The sequence below is a fragment of the Rhodovulum sp. DZ06 genome (assembly GCF_050586345.1).
In the GTDB taxonomy this organism is placed as follows: domain Bacteria; phylum Pseudomonadota; class Alphaproteobacteria; order Rhodobacterales; family Rhodobacteraceae; genus JBOCEF01.
In genome coordinates this window covers 1-820 of record NZ_JBOCEF010000108.1, presented here as the reverse complement: position 1 = coordinate 820, position 820 = coordinate 1, and the positions used below count along the sequence as shown (strand labels likewise).

Annotated in this window: 1 protein-coding gene; it reads right to left on the bottom strand. The window is 65.2% G+C overall.

Features of this window, described 5'->3' with window-relative positions:
* Positions 1-12: 12 nt before the first annotated feature.
* Positions 13-770 (bottom strand): IS5 family transposase gene (locus ACQ5SO_RS21345; protein WP_430943672.1). Its coding sequence is split into 2 segments (ribosomal slippage): positions 13-447 and positions 450-770, totalling 756 coding nucleotides; the frame shifts between segments, so codons are not numbered across the junction.
* Positions 771-820 lie beyond the last annotated feature (50 nt).

Genomic DNA, 820 nt, shown 5'->3' with positions numbered 1-820 from the left:
TAGGACGCGGACTCATATCCCGGCAATCCAAATGCGGATGGATGCGAGCTTCAGGGCTGCGAGATAGTTGTCCGGTCTTCGGTCGTATCGGGTTGCCAATCCGCGGAACTGTTTGATGCGATTGAAGAAGCGTTCGACGAGATTGCGCTGGCGATAAACCCACGGACTGAAGCTGAACGAGCCCTTCCGGATGACCCGCGGAGGGATGCAGGCCCACACCTTGCGCTCGGCCGCCGCGTCCCGGATCGGGTTCGTGTCGTAAGCGCGGTCGGCGATCAGCGTGGCGCCGCAGTCCAGCCCTTCGGTGAAACTCGTGCCGACGGGGGCGTCGCCCGCCTGGCCTGGCGTCAGATGCAGGCGGATCGGGCGGCCCTCGGCATCGACCAGGGCGTGGATCTTCGTGGTCAGCCCCCCGCGGGAATGTCCCATGCAGCCATGCTCGTCGCCCCCCTTTTTGCCGTGGCGCCATGCTGGTGGACGCGGACGCAGGAACTGTCGATCATGACGATGTCGCCGTCATAGGCTGCTGATATCGCGCCAAGAATGCGGTCCCAGACCCCGGCGGCCCGCCATCGCGTGAAGCGGTTGTAGAGCGTGGTGCGCGGGCCGTACCGCTCGGGCACGTCCCGCCAGGGGCTGCCGGTCCGGAACCGCCAGAGGATGCCGTTGATGACCCGCCGGTCATCCACCCTCGGCACGCCACGCACTTTCGTGGGTAGCAGCGGCTGGATGATGGACCATTCCTTGTCGGACAGCTCGTGACGGCGCATGGCGACCTCCTCTTTCGGGAGGTTGAATCAGATCGAGCCCGATTGGGGAA